The sequence below is a fragment of the Streptomyces sp. NPDC053560 genome, from assembly GCF_044544605.1.
GTDB lineage: Bacteria > Actinomycetota > Actinomycetes > Streptomycetales > Streptomycetaceae > Streptomyces.
The window spans coordinates 381,104-403,059 of record NZ_JBITXI010000002.1 but is presented as its reverse complement, the minus strand read 5'-3'; the positions used below and the strand labels follow the sequence as shown (position 1 = coordinate 403,059).

The window sequence follows — 21,956 nt, the reverse complement described above, 5'->3', positions numbered from 1 at the left end:
GCGTGGAGCCCGACCTGTTCACCGCCGCTGCCGAAGACCGCCAGGAGAAGGACCCCGCGGGGTCCCCGCTCGCCGTACGGATGCGTCCGCGCACCCTGGACGAGGTGGTCGGCCAGCAGCATCTGCTGAAGCCCGGATCGCCGCTGCGGCGGCTGGTGGGCGAGGGGGAGGGCGGCCCGGCGGGGCCGTCCTCGGTGTTCCTGTGGGGCCCGCCCGGCATCGGCAAGACCACCCTCGCGTACGTCGTCAGCCAGGCGACCAACAAGCGCTTCGTGGAGCTCTCCGCGATCACCGCGGGGGTGAAGGAGGTGCGGTCCGTCATCGACGGTGCCCGCCGCGCCTCCGGCGGGTACGGCAAGGAGACCGTCCTCTTCCTGGACGAGATCCACCGCTTCAGCAAGGCCCAGCAGGACTCCCTGCTCCCCGCGGTCGAGAACCGCTGGGTGACGCTCATCGCCGCGACCACCGAGAATCCGTACTTCTCGGTGATCTCCCCGCTGCTCTCCCGCTCGCTGCTCCTCACGCTGGAGCCGCTGACCGACGACGACCTGCGGGGGCTGCTGAAGCGCGCGCTGACCGACGCGCGGGGGCTGGCGGGCGCGGTGACGCTGCCCGAGGACACCGAGGCGCATCTGCTGCGGATCGCGGGCGGGGACGCGCGCCGGGCGCTGACGGCCCTGGAGGCCGGCGCCGGCTCGGCGATCTCCAAGGGGGAGAAGGAGATCTCCCTCCAGACGCTGGAGGAGTCCGTCGACCGGGCGGCCGTGAAGTACGACCGGGCCGGTGACCAGCACTACGACGTGGCCAGCGCGCTGATCAAGTCCATCCGCGGCTCGGACGTGGACGCGGCGCTGCACTATCTGGCCCGGATGATCGAGGCGGGCGAGGACCCGCGGTTCATCGCCCGCCGGCTGATGATCTCCGCGAGCGAGGACATCGGACTGGCCGACCCCTCCGCGCTGCAGACGGCGGTGGCCGCCGCGCAGGCCGTCGCCATGATCGGCTTCCCGGAGGCCCGGATCACCCTCAGCCAGGCGACGATCGCGCTGGCCCTCGCGCCGAAGTCCAACGCGGCGTACATGGCCATCGACGCGGCGCTGGCGGACGTGCGCGCCGGGCTGGCGGGGCCGGTGCCGCAGCATCTGCGCGACAGCCACTACCAGGGCGCGAAGAAGCTCGGCCACGGCAAGGGCTACCAGTACCCGCACGACCTCCCCGGCGGCATCGCGGCCCAGCAGTACGCGCCGGACGAGGTGCACGGCAAGCGGTACTACACCCCCACGCGGTACGGCTCCGAGGCGCGGTACTACGACGTGGTGGAGCGGGTGCGCGGCAGGCTGGCGGGGGAGGCGGGGCCGGCGGGGGAGTGAGGCGCACGCGGAAGGCCGCCTTCCGCCGCCGTACGGGCAGGGCCCTGTCGAGCGGGGGCCCGTCACGAGATATCTTGATGTCGAGCAATGTTGCAGACGTGGAGCGGAGCACCGGTGACTGACTCGACCATCATCTATACGCACACCGACGAGGCCCCGGCCCTGGCGACGTATTCCTTCATGCCGGTGATCGAGGCCTACGCCTCGACGGCCGGTGTCGCCGTGGAGAGCCGTGACATCTCGCTGGCGGGCCGGATCATCGCCAGCTTCCCCGAGCGTCTTCGGGAGGACCAGCGCATCGACGACGCGCTGGCCGAGCTCGGCGAGCTGGCGAAGACGCCCGAGGCGAACATCATCAAGCTGCCGAACATCTCGGCCTCGATCCCGCAGCTCAAGGCGGCCGTCGCCGAGCTGCAGGAGCAGGGTTACGCGCTGCCGGACTACCCGGACGACCCGAAGACCGACGAGGAGCGCGACATCCGCGCCCGCTACGACAAGGTCAAGGGCTCGGCCGTCAACCCGGTCCTGCGCGAGGGCAACTCCGACCGCCGTGCCCCCGCGTCGGTCAAGAACTACGCCAAGGCCAACCCGCACCGCATGGGCGCCTGGACGGCCGACTCCAAGACGAACGTCGCGCACATGACCGGCGACGACTTCCGCTCCACCGAGAAGTCGGTCGTCATCGCCGAGGACGGCGCGCTGAAGATCGAGCTGGTCGGTGACGACGGCTCCACCACCGTGCTGCGCGAGTCGGTACCGGTGCTCGCGGGCGAGGTCGTGGACGCCTCCGTCATGCGCGTCGGCGCGCTGCGCGAGTTCCTCAAGGAGCAGGTCGCCCGCGCCAAGGCCGAGGGCGTGCTGTTCTCGGTGCACCTCAAGGCCACCATGATGAAGGTCTCCGACCCGATCATCTTCGGCCACGTGGTGCGCGCCTTCTTCCCGAAGACCTTCGCGAAGTACGCGGACGTGCTCGCCGGCGCCGGCCTGACCCCGAACGACGGTCTCGGCGGCATCTGGAAGGGCCTGGAGTCCCTGCCCCAGGGCGAGGAGATCAAGGCCTCCTTCGACGCCGAGCTCGCCGAGGGCCCGGACCTGGCCATGGTCGACTCCCACCGCGGCATCACCAACCTGCACGTTCCCAGCGACGTCATCGTCGACGCCTCCATGCCGGCCATGATCCGCACCTCCGGCCACATGTGGAACAAGGACGACCAGGAGCAGGACGCCCTCGCGGTCATCCCCGACAGCTCGTACGCCGGCATCTACCAGGCCGTCATCGAGGACTGCAAGGCCAACGGCGCGTACGACCCCTCGACCATGGGCTCGGTGCCGAACGTCGGCCTGATGGCGCAGAAGGCCGAGGAGTACGGCAGCCACGACAAGACCTTCGAGGTCCCCGCCACCGGCACCGTGCGGGTCGTCGACGGCAACGGCACCGCGCTGCTGGAGCAGACGGTCAGCGCCGGCGACATCTTCCGCGCCTGCCAGACCAAGGACGTGCCGATCCGTGACTGGGTCAAGCTGGCCGTCACCCGCGCCCGCGCGACCGGCGACCCGGCCGTGTTCTGGCTGGACGAGGGCCGCGCGCACGACGCGAACCTGATCGCCAAGGTCAAGCAGTACCTCCCGGAGCACGACACCGAGGGCCTGCAGATCGAGATCATGTCCCCGGTCGAGGCCACGAAGTTCTCGGTGGAGCGCATCCGCCGCGGCGAGAACACCATCTCGGTGACCGGCAACGTGCTGCGCGACTACCTCACCGACCTGTTCCCGATCCTGGAGCTGGGCACCAGCGCCAAGATGCTCTCGGTCGTGCCGCTCATCAACGGCGGTGGTCTCTTCGAGACCGGTGCCGGCGGCTCCGCGCCCAAGCACGTCCAGCAGCTGGTCAAGGAGAACTACCTGCGCTGGGACAGCCTGGGTGAGTTCCTCGCGCTCGCGGTGAGCTTCGAGCACCTCGCGCAGAAGACGGGCAACGCGCGTGCCCAGATCCTCGCCGACACCCTGGACCGCGCCACCGGCACGTTCCTGGCCGAGAACAAGTCGCCCAGCCGCAAGCTCGGCGGTATCGACAACCGCGGCAGCCACTTCTACCTGGCTCTGTACTGGGCCCAGGAGCTGGCCGAGCAGACCGACGACGCGCCGCTCGCCGAGGCGTTCGCGGCCCTCGCCGCGACGCTGGCCGAGCAGGAGCAGACGATCGTCGACGAGCTGATCGCCGTCCAGGGCAAGCCGGCCGACATCGGCGGCTACTACCAGCCCGACCCGGCGAAGGCCGCGGCCGTCATGCGTCCGTCCGGCACGCTGAACAAGGCCCTCGCCGCGCTCAGCGCCTGACGCGCCCCGGCGGCCCGCCGCCGTAAGCGCACCGCCCCTCCCGGCTTCGTGCCGGGAGGGGCGGTTCTTTCTGCGGGGCACGGCGCCGCGCGGACGCGGTGACCGGGACGGCGCCGTTGCCGTCGCGGGCACTCACGCCGCGGCGTCGAAGAGGTGGTGCATCGCCCGCCGGAGCTCCATCAGGTCCCGTACGGGCGTGGGGAAGTCGAAGCGGGCGTCGAAGGTCTGCGTGCCGGGGTCGGAGAAGCGGACCCGCAGGCCGAAGCGGTCCAGCGCCACGGGGACGACGGAGCCGCGCGCCGCGCAGATCTGCTCGGCCCGGTCGCCGAGCAGCCCGCACAGGTCGCGTACCTGCTCGCCGTGGGCGGTGTGCAGATGCTGCAGAAGCTCGGCCTCGTGGCCCGCCACGGGGTCCGGAGCGGCCTGGGCGAACTCTTCCGGCTCGACGGAGTCGGCGCCCCACAGATCGTCCACAGTGGCCTCGCCGACCTCCAGGCGGAGCATCATCCACGGGGCGCGCTGGACGGCGCCGGGGGCCGGGTCGGGGCGCAGCGCCTCGCCGATGCCCAGCAGCTCCCCGACGGGGTGCCGCTCGGCGAGCAGCCGGGCTGCCTGGGCCCGGTCCTCGCCCCGTACCGGGGTGAGCCAGCCGGCCACCCAGGCCCGTCCGCGGATGCGATGAGGCACCGAAACGGGTGCGACATCCGTGAGTTCCATCACGGCGGTGACGTCGTCGTCCTGTGCGTGTGCGGCGGCACGTGCGGCCGCGGAATCGCCAGGAACCAGCAACAGCACGTCTCCTGAGCTGTCGACGGTTCTGCAGGTGGGCGCGGCGAAACCGGCTTCGTCGAGATCGTGGACTCCGGGAATGGTCAGCGACGCCATAGCATGGGAATCCACGAGGGTTCGCACACGCTCGGCGGCGGATGGCTGCTGGGCGTCTTCCGTGGGACGCGGCTGACCCGCCTCTGTGCTCTGGTCTGCACTGGGCAGGGGGTTCCCAGGTCGAAACATGCGGTCTCCTCGCGCTGCTAAGGTAAGCCTCACCTAACTTACATGGAGGTCCGTTCCACGTGAACCAGTCGCGTCCCAAGGTCAAGAAGTCCCGCGCGCTCGGCATCGCCCTGACGCCGAAGGCCGTCAAGTACTTCGAGGCCCGTCCCTACCCGCCCGGCGAGCACGGCCGTGGCCGCAAGCAGAACAGTGACTACAAGGTCCGCCTGCTCGAGAAGCAGCGTCTGCGTGCGCAGTACGACATCAGCGAGCGCCAGATGGTGCGCGCCTACGACCGCGCTCGGAAGGTCGACAGCAAGACAGGCGAAGCGCTGATCATCGAGCTTGAGCGCCGTCTGGACGCGCTCGTCCTGCGTTCGGGTCTGGCCCGGACGATCTACCAGGCCCGCCAGATGGTGGTCCACGGCCACATCTCGGTGAACGACCGCAAGGTCGACAAGCCGTCCTTCCGCGTCCGCCCCGGCGACGTGGTGATGGTCCGCGAGCGCAGCCGCGAGAAGCACCCCTTCCAGGTCGCCCGTGAGGGTGGCTACGCCGGCGAGGGCGAGACCCCCCGCTACCTGGAGGTCAACCTCCAGGCCCTGGCGTTCCGCCTGGACCGGGACCCCAACCGCAAGGAGATCCCGGTCATCTGCGACGAGCAGCTGGTCGTCGAGTACTACGCCCGCTGAGCGAGCCCCGTACTCCGCCCGCCGGTCGGATCCCGCCCGGCAGTGCACGGGCAGCGCGCCGTACTGCGGCGCGCCGCCCCTCAGCCCGCCGTCTCCCCGCCGTTCGCGGCCGGTGAGATGGCGGGTTCGCCCGTTCCCGGGGCCGTACTGCTGCCCGCGGACCCGCGCGGCCGCGGCAGGCCGCCCAGCACCCGCGTGACGGCCGCGTCCAGGTCCAGCGCCCCGCCCCGCCGCACGGCCGCCTCGTACCCCGCGTCGCCCAGCTGCTCGCGGGCCAGCCGCGCGCACAGCTCGTGCGGTCGGTTGAAGCTCCGGGAGCCGAACAGCTGCGGCCCGACCGCGGGCCAGATCCGCGCCGCGACACCCTGCAGCACCGCCGCCTCCGCCGCGTCCCCCTCGTCCACCGTGACCAGCGCCAGCAGCTCCACCGCCAGCACCGCGCCCAGCAGGTCGTGGAAGACGTGGTCGATCACCAGGCACTCGGTCAGCAGCTGCCGGGCGCCCGCCAGGTCCCGCCGCGTCCAGGCCGCGTAGGCCAGCACGTACAGCGCGTACGCCCGAGCCCAGCGCTCGCCGTGGTCGGCGCACACCTCGCGCACCTCGACGCACAGCTCCTCCGCCGTCGCCAGGTCGCCGCCGAACGCCACCGCCATCGCCAGCTCGATCTGCGCCATCAGCACGTTGCTGTTCAGTTCGCCGACCTCGCGGTAGGCGGCCAGCGCCGCCCGCAGCAGCCTCTCGGCGCGCGGCACGTCGTCCCCGGTCAGCGCCAGGCAGCCCAGCCGGTGCTGCGCGTACGCCGCGGCCCGTGCGTTGCCCGCGTACCGCGCCTCCGACCGGCACTGCTCCAGCGCGCGCCGGGCGCCGGCCGGATCGCCCTGGAGGACCGCGACGTAACCGGTCACCCACAGCGCCTTCAGCCGTGCGTCGTGATGGTCGGCGGGCATGGCCAGGGACCGCTCCAGCCAGTGCCGGCCCTCCGAGAGCCGGCCGCAGCCGACCCAGAAGAACCACAGCGTCCCGGCCAGGAACTGCCCCAGGTACGCCTCCTCCGGCACCTCCAGGCTGTGCTCCAGCGCCAGCCTTACGTTGGGCAGCTCCACGTCGATCCGCGCTGCCACCTCGTCCTGGCGCGGCCCGAACCAGTCCAGCTCGCACCAGGTGGCCAGGCCCACGTACCAGTCGCGGTGCCGCCGCCGCAGCCGCTCGGTGTCGCCCAGCGCCGCCAGCCAGTCCGCGCCGTAGGCCCGTACGGTGTCCAGCATCCGGTACCGCACCCCGGCCCGGGTCTCCTCGCGGACCACCACCGACTGCGCGACCAGCTCGGACAGCACGTCCAGCAGGTCCTCGGCGGGCAGGTCGCGCCCCGAGCACACGTACTCGGCCGCCTCCAGGTCGAACTGGCCGCCGAACACCGACAGCCGCGCCCACAGCAGCCGCTCCGCCGGCGTGCACAGCTCGTGGCTCCAGCCGATGGCCGTGCGCAGCGTCTGGTGGCGGGGGAGGGCGAGCCGGTCGGTGCCGGTCAGCAGCCGGAAGCGGTCGTCCAGGCGGTGCACCACCTGCTCCACGGAGAGCACCCGCAGCCGGCCGGCGGCCAGCTCCAGGGCCAGCGGGATGCCGTCGAGCCGGTGGCACAGCTCGGCCACCGCGGCACTGTTCGACCCGTCGACGGCGAACCCGGCGACGACGCAGCCCGCCCGGTCGGCGAACAGCTCTCCGGCGTCCGCGTCGGGCAGCGGCAGCAGCGGGAGGTTCCGCTCCCCGGGCAGGCCCATCGGGCGCCGCCCCGAGGCCAGCACCCGGAGGCCGGGTGCCCGGCGCAGCAGCCGCGCCACCAGCGGCGCGCACGCGTCCACCAGGTGCTCGTAGCCGTCCAGGATCAGCAGCAGCTCACGGCCTGCGAGGTCGTCGCAGAGCGCGTCCCGGGTCGGGCGGCCGCTGTGGTCGGCCAGCTCCAGCGCCTCGGCGACGGCGTGGTCCAGCAGATGCGGCTCCCGCACGTCGGACAGCTCGACCAGCCACACCCCGTCGCGGAAGCGGTCCCGGAGCGCCCGGCCGGCCTGCACGGCGAGCCGTGTCTTGCCGACCCCGCCCATCCCCGTGAGCGCCACCAGCCGCGCCTCGGCCACCCTTCCGGTCAGCGCGGCCAGTTCGTCCGCACGTCCGATGAACCGGTTCAGTTCCGCGGGCAGATTGCCCGGGCCCGGCAGGCGGACGCGGTGGTCTCGGAAGGCGGGATCCGGTCCCCGGGAGCGTCGCATGGCACACGGAGCGTACTCGCCGGTGTGCGGACCGTACAATCGCGCCGCACCGGCCCGGGTACGCGGTCCGCCGCGTCGCTGCTGCCCCCGGAACCGGCCGTGGCACACGGGAACACGGTGCGGACGGGGAGCCCCGGCGCGATAGGGTCGACACCTGCCGATCGAGCAGGACGAGACAAGCAGAGAACCAGTCGGAAAGTGGTGTGAGCGTGTCCGGTGGAGAGGTGGCCGGGATCCTCGTGGCCGTCTTCTGGGCGATCCTCGTGTCGTTCCTCGCCCTCGTGCTGGTGAGGCTCGCGCAGACGCTGAAGGCGACGACGAAGATGGTCGACGAGGTGTCCGAGAAGGCCGTGCCGCTGCTCGCCGACGCGTCCGAGACCGTCCGCTCCGCGCACACCCAGCTCGCCCGCGTCGACGCGATCACCTCCGACGTGCAAGAGGTCACGGCCAACGCCTCCGCGCTCTCCTCGACCGTCTCCTCCGCCTTCGGCGGGCCGCTGGTCAAGGTCGCGGCGTTCGGCTACGGCGTCCGCCGTGCGATCGGCCGGAAGGGCGCGCCCGCGCCCGAGTCCCCCGTCGTCGTCAGCCGCACCCTGCCAGCCGCCCGCCGCAGCGGGCGCCGCAACCGCCGTTCCAAGGACTGATCACCGCGATGTTCCGCCGCGCATTCTGGTTCACCACCGGCGCAGCCGCCGGGGTGTGGGCCACCAACAAGGTCCACAGCAAGCTGCGCAAGCTCCAGCCCGACAGCCTCGCGGCGCAGGCAGCGGACAAGGCGGTGGAGACCGGACACCGGCTGCGCCGATTTGCATTGGACGTACGCGACGGAATGGCGGACCGTGAAGAGCAGTTGCACGAAGCGCTCGGTCTGACGGAGACCGGAGCGGCGCGCGAACTGCCGCCCGCCCGCCGGACCGACGCCCTCGCACCGCACCACCCCCCGACACGTATCACCCGGACAACCGGACCGAACCGAAACGAGGACCACTGATGGAGTCGGCTGAAATCCGCCGCCGCTGGCTGAGCTTCTTCGAGGAGCGCGGGCACACCGTCGTGCCCTCGGCGTCGCTCATCGCGGACGACCCGACGCTGCTGCTGGTCCCCGCGGGCATGGTCCCCTTCAAGCCGTACTTCCTCGGCGAGGTCAAGCCGCCGGCCCCACGCGCCACCAGCGTCCAGAAGTGCGTGCGCACGCCGGACATCGAAGAGGTCGGCAAGACCACCCGGCACGGCACGTTCTTCCAGATGTGCGGCAACTTCTCCTTCGGCGATTACTTCAAGGAAGGCGCCATCAAGTACGCCTGGGAGCTGCTGACGACTCCCGTGGCGGAGGGCGGCTACGGCCTGGAGCCCGAGAAGCTCTGGGTGACCGTGTACCTGGACGACGACGAGGCCGAGCGCATCTGGCACGAGGTCGTCGGCGTGCCCAAGGAGCGCATCCAGCGCCTGGGCAAGTCGGAGAACTACTGGTCCATGGGTGTCCCGGGTCCGTGCGGCCCGTGCTCCGAGATCAACTACGACCGCGGCCCGGAGTTCGGCATCGAGGGCGGCCCGGCCGTCAACGACGAGCGGTACGTGGAGATCTGGAACCTGGTCTTCATGCAGTACGAGCGCGGCGAGGGCACCGGCAAGGAGGACTTCGAGATCCTCGGCGAGCTGCCCAGCAAGAACATCGACACCGGCCTCGGCCTCGAACGCCTCGCGATGATCCTGCAGGGCGTGCAGAACATGTACGAGACCGACACCCTGCGCGTCGTGATCGACAAGGCCACGGACCTCACCGGCGTCGCCTACGGTGCCGGCCAGGACACCGACGTCTCGCTGCGCGTCGTCGCCGACCACATGCGCACCTCCGTCATGCTCATCGGTGACGGCGTCACGCCCGGCAACGAGGGCCGCGGCTACGTGCTGCGCCGCATCATGCGCCGCGCCATCCGCAACATGCGCATCCTCGGTGCCACCGACCCGGTCGTCGCCGACCTCGTCGACGTGGTCATCAAGACGATGGGCCAGCAGTACCCGGAGCTGCTCCAGGACCGCAAGCGCATCGAGACCGTGGCCCTCGCCGAGGAGGCCGCCTTCCTCAAGACGCTGAAGGCCGGCACGAACATCCTCGACACCGCCGTGACCGAGACCAAGGCCGCCGGCGGCAAGGTCCTCGCCGGCGACAAGGCGTTCCTGCTCCACGACACCTGGGGCTTCCCGATCGACCTCACCCTCGAAATGGCCGCCGAGCAGGGCCTTTCGGTGGACGAGGACGGGTTCCGCCGCCTGATGAAGGAGCAGCGGGAGCGCGCCAAGGCCGACGCCCAGGCCAAGAAGCACGGCCACGCCGACATGTCCGCCTACCGCGAGGTCGCCGACAAGTCCGGCTCCACCGTCTTCACCGGCTACACCGACACCGACGGCGAGTCCACGGTCGTCGGCCTGGTCGTCAACGGCGCCTCGGCTCCCGCCGCCCACGAGGGCGACGAGGTCGAGGTCGTCCTGGACCGCACCCCGTTCTACGCCGAGGGCGGCGGCCAGCTCGCCGACATGGGCCGCATCAAGACCGACACCGGCGCCGTGATCGAGGTCCGCGACGTCCAGCAGCCGGTCCCGGGCGTCACCGTCCACAAGGGCTCGGTCCAGGTCGGCGAGATCACCGTGGGCTCGCCCGCGTACGCCACCATCGACATCAAGCGCCGCCGGGCCATCGCCCGCGCCCACAGCGCCACGCACCTCACGCACCAGGCGCTGCGGGACGCTCTTGGCCCCACCGCCGCCCAGGCCGGTTCGGAGAACTCCCCGGGCCGCTTCCGGTTCGACTTCGGCTCGCCGACCGCCGTGCCCGGCACGGTCCTCACGGACGTCGAGCAGAAGATCAACGAGGTGCTCTCGCGCGAACTGGACGTCACCGCCGAGGTGATGAGCATGGACGACGCGAAGAAGCAGGGTGCCATCGCCGAGTTCGGCGAGAAGTACGGCGACCGGGTGCGCGTGGTCACCATCGGCGACTTCTCCAAGGAGCTGTGCGGCGGTACGCACGTCCACAACACCGCCCAGCTGGGCCTGGTGAAGCTGCTCGGCGAGTCCTCCATCGGTTCCGGTGTGCGCCGCGTGGAGGCCCTGGTGGGCGTGGACGCGTACAACTTCCTGGCCCGTGAGCACACGGTCGTCTCGCAGCTCACCGAGCTGGTCAAGGGCCGGCCCGAGGAGCTGCCGGAGAAGGTCTCCGGCGTGCTCGCCAAGCTCAAGGAGGCCGAGAAGCAGATCGAGCAGTTCCGCGCGGAGAAGGTCCTGCAGGCCGCCGCCGGGCTCGCCGAGGGCGCCAAGAACGTGGGCGGCGTCGCGCTTGCCTCCGGCCAGGTGCCCGACGGCACCTCCGCCGACGACCTGCGCAAGCTCGTCCTGGACGTGCGCGGCCGCATCCCGTCCGACCGTCCGGCCGTCGTGGCCCTCTTCTCGGTGGCCAACGGCCGCCCGGTGACCGTGATCGCCACCAACGAGGCGGCCCGCGAGCGCGGCATCAAGGCCGGCGAGCTGGTCCGCACGGCCGCCAAGACGCTCGGCGGCGGTGGCGGCGGCAAGCCGGACGTCGCCCAGGGCGGTGGCCAGAACGCCGCCGCCGTGCCCGAGGCCATCGAGGCCGTCGAGCGCCTCGTCGCGCAGGCCGGCTGAGGCACGTGAGCGGTATGCGACGCGGCAGGCGGATCGCCGTCGACGTCGGGGACGCCCGCATCGGGGTCGCCTCGTGCGACCCCGACGGGGTCCTCGCGACGCCGGTGGAGACCGTGCCGGGACGTGACGTCCCGGCCGCCCACCGGCGGCTGAAGGCGATCATCGAGGAGTACGAACCGCTGGAGGTCGTCGTCGGCCTGCCCCGCTCCCTGAACGGGGGAGAGGGGCCGGCCGCGGCCAAGGTGCGGGCCTTCGCCAAGGAGATGGCGAAGAACATCGCGCCGGTGCCGGTGCGGCTGGTCGACGAGCGGATGTCGACGGTCACCGCGGCCCAGGGCATGCGCGCCTCCGGTGTGAAGGCCAAGAAGGGACGTTCCGCCATCGATCAGGCGGCGGCCGTGGTCATCCTGCAGAGCGCCCTGGAAACCGAACGCACGTCCGGTCAGGTCCCTGGTGAGAGCGTCGAGGCGGACGTCTGATCGCGGTACGGTAACGTTCCGCGCGACCGGCCGCGTTCGAACAGTGGCGGGCGCAAGAAGAGGCGGTCAGTACACAAGCCGCGCTGCGACCACGGAGCGCACCGCCTCGCGGCTCTAGGGGATCGATGACTGAGTACGGCCGGGGCTACGGCTCCGAACCCTGGCATCCCGAGGACCCTCTGTACGGAGAGTCCTACGGTGACCAGGGCGCCTACGGCGGCCGGGCTTCCTACGGGAGCCAGGACCCCTACGCGGGTCAGGACGCCTACGCGGGACAGGGGCAGCAGGGCTGGGACGGCGCTCCCGGCCACCAGCAGCACCAGTACGGCCAGCAGCAGTACGACCCGTACGGCCAGGCCGGGCAGACCGGCGGCGTGCCGTACGACCCGTACGGCCACCAGTCCGACCCCTACGGCCAGTCCGCCCCCTACGGTCAGCAGCCCGATCCGTACGGCCAGGGCGACCCCTACGGTCAGCAGCCCGACCCGTACGGCGGCGCGGCGCCGGACCACTACGGCACGCCCGACGGCTACCCGGCACCGCACCCGGCCCAGTCGATGGGGCACGACCGGACGGCGGCCATGCCCGTCGTCCCCGGCGACCCGCCGGGGCAGGATGCGCCCTGGCAGGACGAGCAGGCCGGGCCCGAACCGGAGCCGGACCACGCCTTCTTCTCCGGCGGCGACGCGGACGACGGCCCCGATGAGGACCCGGCGCCACGCGAGAAGCGCCGGTCGGCACGGGACCGCCGCGACCGGGACCAGCGCCCGAAGCGCCGCGGCCGCGCGGTCGCCGCGGTCGTCGCCCTCGCGGTGATCGGCGGCGGCGGTTACCTGGCGTACGACCGCTTCGCCCCGCCGCCGGACTTCGACGGCGAGGGCAGCGGGAGCGTCCAGGTGGAGATCCCGGACGGCTCGCCCGTGCTCCAGATGGGGCTGCTCCTCAAGAAGGAGGGCGTGGTCAAGAGCGCCGACGCGTTCACCGCGGCGGTCACCGAGAACCCCAAGGCCGAGAGCGGCCTCCAGCCCGGCGCGTACACGCTGCGCAAGGGGATGTCGGCGGCGTCGGCCGTGGAGCTGATGCTCAGCCCGCAGAGCCGCAACGGCATGACGATCCCGGAGGGCATGCGGGCGGTCTCGGTCTACGAGCGGATCGACAAGAAGCTCGATCTGAAGGCCGGCACGACCAAGGGCGTCGCCGCGAGCGAGGCGAAGAACCTCGGCCTGCCGTCCTGGGCGGACGACGACCCCGACATCAAGGACCCGCTGGAGGGCTTCCTCTACCCCTCGACATACGCGGTGAGCCCGAAGGCGAAACCGGCGGACGTCCTCAAGCAGATGGTCGCGCGGGCGAAGCAGAATTACGCCCGCTACGACCTGGTGGCGAACGCGAAGAAATACGGGCTGAAATCGCCGCTGCAGCTCGTCACGGTGGCCAGCCTCACCCAGGCCGAGGGCACCAGCCACGACGACTTCCGCAAGATGGCCGAGGTCGTCTACAACCGCCTGGACCGGAGCAATCCCGAGACCTGGGGCCGGCTCGAATTCGACTCGACGTACAACTACATCAAGAACCAGAGCGAACTCGACATTCCGATCAGCGCCATCAAGAACTACGACAACCCCTACAACACGTATTACTACAAGGGGCTGCCGCCGGGGCCGATCGGCAATCCGGGCGATGACGCGCTGAAGGCGGCGGTCAACCCGACCGACGACGGCTGGTACTACTTCGTCGCCATCAACGGGAAGTCGAAGTTCGCCAAGACCTACGCCGAGCACGAGAAGCTCGTCGCGGAATTCAACAAGACGCGTTAGGCCCCTGGCGACCCGCCAGGACAGGGCCCGTGAGAGAACGGCTGAGGGCAGTACCCGTGTCAGGAACCCACCACAAGGCGGCGGTCCTCGGATCGCCCATCGCCCATTCGCTGTCCCCGGTGCTGCACCGCGCCGCGTACGACGAACTGGGGCTGGCCGGCCGGGAGTACGGCCGCTTCGAGATCGACGAGGCGGCCCTGCCCGGCTTCCTGGCGGGCCTGGACGACGCCGAGTGGGCGGGCCTGTCACTGACCATGCCGCTGAAGCGCGCGGTCATCCCGCTGCTCGACGGGATCAGCGAGACCGCCGCCTCCGTCGAGGCCGTCAACACCGTGATCTTCACCGAGGACGGCCGGCGGACCGGCGACAACACCGACATCCCCGGCATCCAGGAGGCGCTGCGCGAGCGCGGCGTGACGAGCGTCGAGAGCGCCGCGATCCTCGGCGCCGGCGCCACCGCCTCCTCGGCGCTCGCCGCGCTCGCCCGCCTCTGCACCGGCGAGGTGACCGTGTACGTCCGCAGCCGGGCGCGCGCCGACGAGATGCGCGGCTGGGGCGAGCGGCTCGGTGTCGCCGTCCGCACCGCCCCCTGGGACGACGCCGCGGCCGCCTTCGAGGCGCCCCTGGTGATCGCCACGACCCCGGCCGGCACCACGGACGCGCTGGCCGCCGCCGTGCCCCCACGGCCCGGCACCCTCTTCGACGTGCTGTACGAGCCGTGGCCCACCGCGCTGGCCGCCGCCTGGTCCGAGCGCGGCGGCGCGGTCGTCGGCGGCCTGGACCTCCTGGTCCACCAGGCCGTCCTGCAGGTCGAGCGGATGACCGGCTGCGAGCGGGCCCCGCTGGCCGCGATGCGCAAGGCCGGCGAGGCGGCGCTGGCCGCTCGCTGACCCGACCCCGGCCGGGACCGTATCCGGCCGGACCGCGGACGCGGCGGTCCGCTCCCTGGACTGGGCGCCGGCCGCCGGGCGGGTCGTGGGAGGATCAGGGGAAGAACGTACGCGCAGTACACGAGGAGCACCGTTGAGCAGGTTGCGCTGGCTGACGGCGGGGGAGTCGCACGGCCCCGCACTGGTGGCGACGCTGGAGGGCCTTCCGGCCGGCGTCCCCGTTACCACGGACATGGTGGCGGACGCCCTGGCCCGTCGCCGGCTCGGCTATGGCCGCGGTGCCCGTATGAAGTTCGAGCGCGACGAGGTGACCTTCCTCGGTGGCGTCCGGCACGGCCTCTCCCTGGGCTCGCCGGTCGCGGTCATGGTGGGCAACACCGAGTGGCCCAAGTGGGAAAAGGTCATGGCGGCCGACCCGGTCGACGAGGCGGAGCTGGCCGAGCTGGCCCGTAATGCGCCGCTGACCCGGCCCCGCCCCGGCCACGCCGACCTGGCCGGCATGCAGAAGTACGGCTTCGACGAGGCCCGCCCGATCCTGGAGCGCGCCTCGGCGCGCGAGACCGCTGCCCGCGTCGCGCTGGGCGCCGTGGCCCGCTCCTACCTCAAGGAGACGGCCGGCATCGAGATCGTCAGCCATGTCGTCGAGCTGGCCGCCGCCAAGGCCCCGTACGGCGTGTACCCCAAGCCCTCCGACGTCGAGAAGCTGGACGCCGACCCGGTGCGCTGCCTGGACCAGGACGCGTCGAAGGCGATGGTCGCGGAGATCGACCAGGCCCACAAGGACGGCGACACCCTCGGCGGCGTCGTCGAGGTCCTGGCGTACGGCGTGCCGGTCGGCCTCGGCAGCCACGTGCACTGGGACCGGCGCCTGGACGCCCGCCTGGCCGGTGCCCTGATGGGCATCCAGGCGATCAAGGGCGTCGAGGTCGGCGACGGCTTCGACCTGGCCCGCGTGCCGGGTTCCAAGGCGCACGACGAGATCCTGGCCACCGACGACGGGATCAAGCGCGCGTCGGGCCGCTCCGGCGGCACCGAGGGCGGCCTGACCACCGGCGAGCTGCTGCGCGTCCGCGCCGCGATGAAGCCGATCGCGACCGTGCCGCGCGCCCTGGCCACCGTCGACGTGACCACCGGCGAGGCGGCGCAGGCCCACCACCAGCGCTCCGACGTGTGCGCCGTGCCGGCCGCCGGCATCGTCGCCGAGGCCATGGTGGCGCTGGTCCTCGCGGACGCCGTGGCGGAGAAGTTCGGCGGCGACAGCGTCGCCGAGACCCGCCGCAACGTCCGGTCGTTCCTCGACAACCTGGCCATCCGGTGAGCGAGCCGGTGACCGGCCCGGCCGTCGTGCTCGTCGGTCCCATGGGGGTGGGCAAGACCACCACCGGGCTGGCGCTCGCCGAGCGGCTGGGCACCACCTTCCGGGACACCGACGCGGACATCGTCGCCGGGGCCGGCAAGGAGATCTCGGAGATCTTCATCGACGAGGGCGAGCCGCACTTCCGGGAGCTGGAGCGGCAGGCCGTGAGCGCCGCGGTGCGCGACCACGCCGGGGTACTGGCGCTCGGCGGCGGCGCGATCCTGGACGCGTCCACCCGCGAGCTGCTCTCCGGGCTGCCCGTGGTCTTCCTGGAGATGGGCGTCGCCGAGGCCGTGAAGCGGGTGGGCCTGGACGCGCCGCGCCCGCTGCTGGCGGTCAACCCCCGGCAGCGCTGGCGCGAGCTGATGGCCGAGCGCCGGCCGCTGTACATGGAGGTGTCCCGCGCGGTGGTGTCCACGGAGGGGCGCACCCCCGAGGACGTCGCCGAGGCCGTCCTTGACGCATTGGAGCTGAGGAAAGCATGACCGACGCACCCACTCGTATCCACATCGGCGGCTCCGCCGGTTCGGACCCGTACGACGTGCTGGTCGGCCGGCAGCTGCTGGGCGAGCTGCCCTCGCTGATCGGGAACCTGGCCAAGCGGGTCGCGGTCCTGCACCCCGAGGCGCTGGCCGCCACCGGTGAGGCGCTGCGCGAGGACCTCGCGGGCCAGGGGTACGAGGCCATCGCGATCCAGCTGCCGAACGCCGAGGAGGCCAAGACCGCCGAGGTCGCGGCGTACTGCTGGAAGGCGCTCGGGCAGACCGGCTTCACGCGCACCGACGTCGTGGTGGGCGTCGGCGGCGGTGCCACCACCGATGTCGCGGGCTTCGTCGCGGCCACCTGGCTGCGCGGGGTGCGCTGGATCGCCGTGCCGACCACCGTGCTGGGCATGGTGGACGCGGCCGTGGGCGGCAAGACGGGCATCAACACCGCTGAGGGCAAGAACCTCGTAGGCGCCTTCCACCCGCCGGCCGGCGTGCTGTGCGATCTCGCGGCGCTGGACTCGCTGCCGGTGCACGACTACGTCTCGGGCCTGGCCGAGGTCATCAAGGCGGGCTTCATCTCCGACCCGGTCATCCTGGACCTGATCGAGAGCGACCCGGAGGCCGCGAAGCGCCCCGACGGGCCGCACACCGCCGAGCTTCTCGAACGTGCCATCCGCGTCAAGGCCGACGTGGTCTCCTCCGACCTCAAGGAGTCGGGCCTGCGGGAGATCCTCAACTACGGCCACACGCTCGCGCACGCCATCGAGAAGAACGAGCGGTACAACTGGCGGCACGGCGCGGCCGTTTCGGTGGGCATGGTCTTCGCCGCCGAGCTGGGCCGGATCGCCGGGCGCCTGGACGACGCGACCGCCGACCGGCACCGTACCGTCCTCGGCGCCGTCGGCCTGCCGCTGACCTACCGCGGTGACCAGTGGCCCAAGCTGCTGGAGACGATGAAGGTGGACAAGAAGTCCCGGGGCGACCTGCTGCGCTTCATCGTGCTGGACGGGCTGGCGAAGCCGACCGTGCTGGAGGGCCCGGACCCGGCGATGCTCCTCGCGGCGCACGCCGAGATCGCCGCCTGACGCCCGCCGGGCACTTACCGCCGCCCCCGGCCGTTCTCTCCACTACGGCCGGGGGCGGTACCGTTCGATACCGTTCCACACCTCATCCCACGAGACGGAGAGCCACCGGATGCAGCACCCAGGGGGGGCTCCGCTGCCACCGCCGCATCTGCCGGGCAGTGCCGGCGCCTGGGCCGAGCACCAGGCCCGTTCCATACCCTCCGGGCCGCAGCGGCCCCCGGCGCCGACCGGTCCGCCGCCTCCGCCGCAGGGGGCTCCCACGGGTCCGCCGCCCCCGCAGCAGGGAGCGCCGGCCGGCTGGGGCGGGAACCGGCAGGCGGCGCGGCCGGAGACCACGGGCCAGGCCACGGGTCACATCCAGCTGCCCACCGGCAACCCCGTCGCGCTGCCCACGCCGCCACCCGGCACGGCCGCGCCCGACGTCGCGCACACCGCCGTCGCGGTGCTGCTCATCGGCCCCGCGGGCGCCGGCAAGACCAGCGTCGCCCGGCACTGGGCCGACATCCGCCGCGTCCCCACCGCGCACATCAGCCTGGACGACGTGCGCGAATGGGTCCGCGCGGGGTTCGCCGACCCGCAGCAGGGCTGGAACGACCACTCCGAGGCGCAGTACCGTCTCGCCCGCCGGACCTGCGGCTTCGCCGCGCGCAACTTCCTCGCCAACGGCATCTCCTGCATCCTCGACGACGCCGTCTTCCCCGACCGCCCGGTGGTCGGGCTGGGCGGCTGGAAGCGCCATGTGGGCCCGGGGCTGCTGCCCGTCGTCCTCCTGCCGGGCCTGGAGATCGTGCTCGAACGCAACGCCCAGCGCAGCGGCAACCGCCGGCTGACCGACGAAGAGGTCGCCCGCATCCACGGCCGGATGGCCGGCTGGTACAGCTCCGGTCTGCCGATCATCGACAATTCGCAGCACGACGTCGCCACCACCGCCCGGATGCTCGACGAGGTCGTGGCCCGCAGCCTGGCCAGCCCGCCGGCCTGGTGACGGGGGCCGGCCCGGTTCCCACCGGGCCGGAAACCCCTACAGACGCGCTCAAAGCGCGCGACTCCCGGCGTACTCGTACGCTCGGTACATGCCAGACATGTACGCAACCCGACGCGCCCGGTTGCGTGACCGCTATGCCGCGGCCGGCACCGGCGCGGGCGCGATCGACACCGCGGCGGCGCTCGTTTCGAGCCCCGCCAACATCCGCTACCTCACCGGCTGCGCGCCCCGCGGAGCCGCGCTGCTGCTGCACGAGGGCGACGACACGCTGCTCTGCCCCACCGCACCCACCGGCGAGCCGTCGGAGGGGCGGCCGGCCGAAAACCTCCGGGTCAGCCTGCTGCCCGCGCACACCGGCGACCCGACCGTCGCCGCCGCCGACCTCGCCGCGAAGGCCGGGGCGGAGACGCTCGCCGTGGAGGAGCACCACCTCACCGTGGCCCGGCACCGCGCACTGCGCTCCGTGGCACCCGGGCTGCGCCTGGCGGACCTGGGCTGTGCCGTGGAGGCGCAGCGGCTGGTGAAGGACCAGGAGGAGATCGCCTGCCTGCGCATCGCCGCCGAGATCACCGACCAGGCGCTCGGCGAGCTGCTGGAGTCGATCCTCGTGGGCCGCACCGAACGCCATCTCGCGCTGGAGCTGGAGCGCCGGCTCGTCGACCACGGCGCGGACGGCCCGGCCTTCGCCACTTCCGTGGCCACCGGGCCGAACTCCGGCCGCCCGGGTCATCTGCCCACCGACCGACGGGTCGAGGAGGGTGACTTTCTCACGGTGAGTCTGGGCGCCGACTACCGCGGCTACCGCTGCGAGATCGGCCGTACGTTCGTCATCGGCACCACGCCGGCGGACTGGCAGATCGAGCTGTACGACCTAGTCTTCGCAGCCCAGAGGGCAGGCAGAGAGGCGCTCGCGCCCGGCGTGGAGTGCCGCGAAGTGGACCGTGCGGCAAGGCAGGTGCTGGCCTCAGGGGGGTACGAAGAGGGGCTCGGACCATGGACCGGACACGGCGTGGGGCTCGAAATCGCCGAGGACCCTCAGCTGTCACCTGCGGCCATGGGTAAACTGGACGCTTGCGTGCCGGTCACTGTCGATCCCGGGGTTCACCTCCCGGGCCGCGGCGGTGTCCGGATCGACGACACACTCGTCGTCCGCCCCGAGGCGGACGGCGGGCCAGAGCTACTCACGATCACGACCAAGGAGCTGCTCGCCCTCTGAGCCTTGACGGGCCCGGAGCGTGCGCTGCGTCTTCCGGGTCCCCACCACCTGCAGTCCAGGAGATACCGCAACCGTGGCATCCACGAACGACCTCAAGAACGGCATGGTGCTCAAGCTCGAAGGGGGCCAGCTGTGGTCCGTTGTCGAGTTCCAGCACGTCAAGCCCGGCAAGGGCCCGGCCTTCGTCCGTACCAAGCTGAAGAACGTGCTCTCCGGCAAGGTGGTGGACAAGACCTTCAACGCCGGCGTGAAGGTCGAGACGGCCAACGTCGACAAGCGCGGGATGCAGTTCTCGTACATGGACGGCGAGTACTTCGTCTTCATGGACATGGACACCTACGACCAGCTGATGGTCGACCGCAAGGCTGTCGGTGACGCCGCGAACTACCTCATCGAGGGCTTCGAGGCCGTCGTCGCGCAGCACGACGGCGAGGTGCTCTACGTCGAGCTGCCCGCCGCGGTCGAGCTGTCCATCAAGGAGACCGAGCCGGGCGTCCAGGGCGACCGCTCCACCGGCGGCACCAAGCCCGCCACGCTGGAGACCGACCACGTCATCCAGGTCCCGCTCTTCATCACCACCGGTGAGAAGATCAAGGTCGACACCCGCTCCGGCGAGTACCTCGGTCGGGTGAACAGCTAACCGTGGCTGCCCGTAACAAGGCCCGCAAGCGCGCCTTCCAGATCCTCTTCGAGGCCGACCAGCGCGGCGCCGATGTGCAGACCGTGCTCGCGGACTGGATGCGGCACGCCCGGACCGACCCCCGGCAGCCCCCGGTCAACGAGTACACCCTTGAGCTGGTCGAGGGGTACGCGGACCACGTCGAGCGGATCGACGAGCTGATCGCGCAGTACGCGGTCGGCTGGACGCTCGACCGGATGCCGGTCGTCGACCGCAACATCCTGCGGCTCGGCGCCTACGAGCTGATCTGGGTGGACGAGACTCCGGACGCGGTCGTGATCGACGAGGCCGTGCAGCTGGCCAAGGAGTTCTCCACCGACGACTCGCCGTCCTTCGTGAACGGCATGCTCGGCCGTCTGAAGGACATGAAGCCGAGCCTGCGCCGGGGCTGACGCCCGGCATCCAGGCTCCGCACACGTCCACCGGGCCCGGCGACGGAAGAGGTTTCTTCCGCCCGGGCCTGGTGCCGTTGCGGGGCCTGCTCTACGTTCGGCCGGATGTCCGAATCCCTCGCACACCGCGCCGCCGGGGACGCTCCCGGCACCCTCCTCGCCCGCCTGGACGCGCTGCGCGCCGCCGACCTGCCCGTGCACGGCGGCCGCACCATGGCGTACGTCTACGACTCCGGGCTGCCCGGCACCGAGGAGCTGGCGGCTGCCGCGTACGCCCGTTTCGCAGGGGTCAACGACCTGGACATGACGGCCTTTCCGAGCGTCGTGGCGCTGGAGAACGACCTCGTGGGCACCGCCTCCCGGCTGCTGGGCGGGACCGCGGCCACCGCCGGCACCTTCACCAGCGGCGGTACGGAGAGCTGCCTCCTGGCCGTGCTCACGGCGCGTGAGCACGCGCGCCGGACGCGCGGGGTCGACGCGCCCGAAATGCTCCTCCCCGAGACGGCGCACGCCGCCTTCCACAAGGCGGCGGCCCTCTTCGGACTGCGCGCAGTAACCGTCCCCGCCGACCCCGCCACCCACCGGGTGCGCGCCGCGGACGTCGCCGCGGCCCTCACCGACCGCACGGCGCTCGTGGTGGTCTCCGCGCCCTCGTACGCACACGGGGTGATCGACCCGGTGGCCGAGGTCGCGGCGGCCGCTGCCGCACGCGGGGTCCTCTGCCACGTCGACGCCTGCATCGGCGGCTGGTACCTGGGCCACCTGCGGCGGGTCGGCGACGCGCCGGAGCTGCCGCCCTTCGACCTGTCCGTACCGGGCGTCAGCTCGCTCTCGGTGGACCTGCACAAGTACGGCTACACGCCCAAGGGCGCGTCGGTCCTGCTGCTGCGCGACGCGGAGCTCCGCCGGCACGGCTGGTTCGCGCACGCCTCCTGGCCGGGCTGTCCCGTCGTCAACGCCACGCTCCAGGGCACCAAGTCAGCGGGGCTGCCGGCCGCCGCCTGGGACGTGGTGCGGCACATCGGCACCGGCGGCTACACGGAGCTGGCGCGGCGGGTGCACCGGGCGACCGGCGACCTGGTGCGCGGCATCGGCGCCCTGGACGTCCTGCGGGTGCTCGGGCCGCCGGACGCCTCGCTGGTCGCGGTGGCGGCGGACGAGCCGGCGCTGGACGTCTTCGTGGTGGCCGACGAGATCCGGGAGGCGGGCTGGTACCTGTAGCCGCAGCCGGCGTACGGGGCCTCGCCCGCGA

19 protein-coding genes are annotated in these 21,956 nt (G+C 72.1%); 17 read left to right on the top strand and 2 right to left on the bottom strand.

Annotation, left to right across the window (positions count from 1 at the left end; genetic code table 11):
* Positions 1 to 2 precede the first annotated feature (2 nt).
* Positions 3 to 1,370 (top strand): replication-associated recombination protein A, encoded by a 1,368-nt coding sequence (locus ACIGQF_RS05045; protein ID WP_399705655.1) that lies wholly within the window; start codon positions 3 to 5, stop codon positions 1,368 to 1,370.
* A 114-nt stretch (positions 1,371 to 1,484) separates the two neighbouring features.
* Positions 1,485 to 3,707: an NADP-dependent isocitrate dehydrogenase gene (locus tag ACIGQF_RS05040; RefSeq protein WP_399705653.1), complete on the top strand. Its 2,223-nt coding sequence runs from the start codon at positions 1,485 to 1,487 to the stop codon at positions 3,705 to 3,707.
* Positions 3,708 to 3,839: 132 nt separating this feature from the next.
* Here ACIGQF_RS05040 and ACIGQF_RS05035 read toward each other — a convergent pair whose 3' ends face one another.
* On the bottom strand, positions 3,840 to 4,592 hold the full coding sequence (locus tag ACIGQF_RS05035; protein WP_399705651.1) for a DUF2470 domain-containing protein: 753 nt from the start codon (positions 4,590 to 4,592) through the stop codon (positions 3,840 to 3,842).
* Between the two features lie 188 nt (positions 4,593 to 4,780).
* Between ACIGQF_RS05035 and rpsD the strand changes: the two genes are divergently transcribed.
* On the top strand, positions 4,781 to 5,392 hold the full coding sequence (gene rpsD, locus ACIGQF_RS05030; RefSeq protein ID WP_052868130.1) for a 30S ribosomal protein S4: 612 nt from the start codon (positions 4,781 to 4,783) through the stop codon (positions 5,390 to 5,392).
* Between the two features lie 80 nt (positions 5,393 to 5,472).
* Here the strand turns inward: rpsD and ACIGQF_RS05025 are convergent, their stop codons facing one another.
* Positions 5,473 to 7,656, bottom strand: coding sequence for an ATP-binding protein (locus ACIGQF_RS05025; RefSeq protein WP_399705649.1), 2,184 nt, complete (start codon positions 7,654 to 7,656; stop codon positions 5,473 to 5,475).
* Between the two features lie 209 nt (positions 7,657 to 7,865).
* Here ACIGQF_RS05025 and ACIGQF_RS05020 point away from each other — a divergent pair, with 209 nt between their 5' ends.
* The 14 genes from ACIGQF_RS05020 to ACIGQF_RS04955 all read left to right on the top strand — a co-directional run bounded on the left by ACIGQF_RS05020 (position 7,866) and on the right by ACIGQF_RS04955 (position 21,925).
* Complete coding sequence (locus ACIGQF_RS05020) at positions 7,866 to 8,300, top strand: DUF948 domain-containing protein (protein WP_399705647.1); 435 nt, start codon at positions 7,866 to 7,868, stop codon at positions 8,298 to 8,300.
* Positions 8,301 to 8,308: 8 nt separating this feature from the next.
* Positions 8,309 to 8,647 (top strand): DUF6167 family protein, encoded by a 339-nt coding sequence (locus tag ACIGQF_RS05015; protein ID WP_399705645.1) that lies wholly within the window; start codon positions 8,309 to 8,311, stop codon positions 8,645 to 8,647.
* Complete coding sequence (alaS, locus tag ACIGQF_RS05010; protein WP_399705642.1) at positions 8,647 to 11,316, top strand: alanine--tRNA ligase; 2,670 nt, start codon at positions 8,647 to 8,649, stop codon at positions 11,314 to 11,316. Before ACIGQF_RS05015 ends, alaS begins: the two co-directional genes overlap by 1 nt.
* Before the next feature lie 14 nt (positions 11,317 to 11,330).
* Positions 11,331 to 11,795: a Holliday junction resolvase RuvX gene (gene ruvX, locus ACIGQF_RS05005; protein ID WP_362213712.1), complete on the top strand. Its 465-nt coding sequence runs from the start codon at positions 11,331 to 11,333 to the stop codon at positions 11,793 to 11,795.
* Between the two features lie 125 nt (positions 11,796 to 11,920).
* Positions 11,921 to 13,612, top strand: a complete 1,692-nt coding sequence (gene mltG / locus ACIGQF_RS05000; protein ID WP_399705639.1) for an endolytic transglycosylase MltG — start codon at positions 11,921 to 11,923, stop codon at positions 13,610 to 13,612.
* 56 nt (positions 13,613 to 13,668) lie between these two features.
* Positions 13,669 to 14,502: a shikimate dehydrogenase gene (locus ACIGQF_RS04995; RefSeq protein WP_399705637.1), complete on the top strand. Its 834-nt coding sequence runs from the start codon at positions 13,669 to 13,671 to the stop codon at positions 14,500 to 14,502.
* A gap of 133 nt (positions 14,503 to 14,635) precedes the next feature.
* Positions 14,636 to 15,820 (top strand): chorismate synthase, encoded by a 1,185-nt coding sequence (aroC, locus tag ACIGQF_RS04990; RefSeq protein ID WP_399705636.1) that lies wholly within the window; start codon positions 14,636 to 14,638, stop codon positions 15,818 to 15,820.
* Positions 15,821 to 15,828: 8 nt separating this feature from the next.
* Positions 15,829 to 16,344: a shikimate kinase gene (locus tag ACIGQF_RS04985; RefSeq protein WP_361562517.1), complete on the top strand. Its 516-nt coding sequence runs from the start codon at positions 15,829 to 15,831 to the stop codon at positions 16,342 to 16,344.
* Complete coding sequence (gene aroB, locus ACIGQF_RS04980; RefSeq protein WP_399705634.1) at positions 16,341 to 17,432, top strand: 3-dehydroquinate synthase; 1,092 nt, start codon at positions 16,341 to 16,343, stop codon at positions 17,430 to 17,432. The genes ACIGQF_RS04985 and aroB overlap by 4 nt, the downstream gene beginning before the upstream one ends.
* A 109-nt stretch (positions 17,433 to 17,541) precedes the next feature.
* On the top strand, positions 17,542 to 18,417 hold the full coding sequence (locus ACIGQF_RS04975; protein ID WP_399705631.1) for an AAA family ATPase: 876 nt from the start codon (positions 17,542 to 17,544) through the stop codon (positions 18,415 to 18,417).
* A 97-nt stretch (positions 18,418 to 18,514) separates the two neighbouring features.
* Positions 18,515 to 19,633 carry an aminopeptidase P family protein gene (locus ACIGQF_RS04970; protein ID WP_399706368.1) on the top strand — a complete coding sequence of 373 codons (1,119 nt, stop codon included), beginning with the start codon at positions 18,515 to 18,517 and terminating at the stop codon, positions 19,631 to 19,633.
* A 73-nt stretch (positions 19,634 to 19,706) separates the two neighbouring features.
* Positions 19,707 to 20,273 carry an elongation factor P gene (gene efp / locus ACIGQF_RS04965; protein ID WP_361562219.1) on the top strand — a complete coding sequence of 189 codons (567 nt, stop codon included), beginning with the start codon at positions 19,707 to 19,709 and terminating at the stop codon, positions 20,271 to 20,273.
* A gap of 2 nt (positions 20,274 to 20,275) precedes the next feature.
* Positions 20,276 to 20,704, top strand: a complete 429-nt coding sequence (gene nusB / locus ACIGQF_RS04960) for a transcription antitermination factor NusB (RefSeq protein ID WP_361562220.1) — start codon at positions 20,276 to 20,278, stop codon at positions 20,702 to 20,704.
* Positions 20,705 to 20,809: 105 nt separating this feature from the next.
* Positions 20,810 to 21,925, top strand: a complete 1,116-nt coding sequence (locus tag ACIGQF_RS04955; protein WP_399705629.1) for a pyridoxal phosphate-dependent decarboxylase family protein — start codon at positions 20,810 to 20,812, stop codon at positions 21,923 to 21,925.
* Positions 21,926 to 21,956: the final 31 nt, after the last annotated feature.